Annotated in this window: 1 protein-coding gene; it reads right to left on the bottom strand. The window is 48.8% G+C overall.

The window, feature by feature from the left end; genetic code table 11:
- Positions 1-543, bottom strand: a 543-nt coding sequence (locus R8O11_RS30615; protein ID WP_318195308.1) for a cation:proton antiporter, incomplete at both ends; no start/stop codon positions are given.

Raw genomic sequence — 543 nt, 5'->3', positions numbered from 1 at the left:
AATCCGGCGCTTAACTCCGTTCCCGTACTAGAAAGAATCGCAATTAACGTGACGGTCAAGAACACCGCCATTGGGTCGTTGGTGCCCGATTCAATTTCTAACGTCGAGCCAACACGTTCGTTCAGACTGCGGCCTTTCAATAAAGAGAAGACCGCGGCCGCATCCGTTGAACCGACAATCGCGCCAACCAAGATACCTTGCAATAAATCCAAATCGAACAACCAAGTCGCCATCAAACCGGTTAACAATGTCGTGATGGCTACGCCTATGGTTGCCAACGACACCGAAGGCCACAAGGCGACCCGAAAACTGGCGACTCGCGTTCGCATCCCGCCATCCAAAAGAATGATGGCGAGCGCTAAGTTACTGACTAAATAAGCGATGGAATAATTATCAAATAAGATTCCGCCAAGGCCATCTTCCCCAGCCAACATACCTACCGCAAGAAATACGAGAAGGATTGGAATCCCCAATTTTGAGGACACGGGGCTTAAAAGAACGCTCAGTGCAATCAGTAATGCACCAATCAGAAAAAAGCTGTTA

It is taken from the genome of Vibrio sp. 1288, assembly GCF_033344475.1.
Note: the sequence above shows the minus strand (reverse complement) of the source record. Positions and strands in the feature narration are given on the sequence as shown.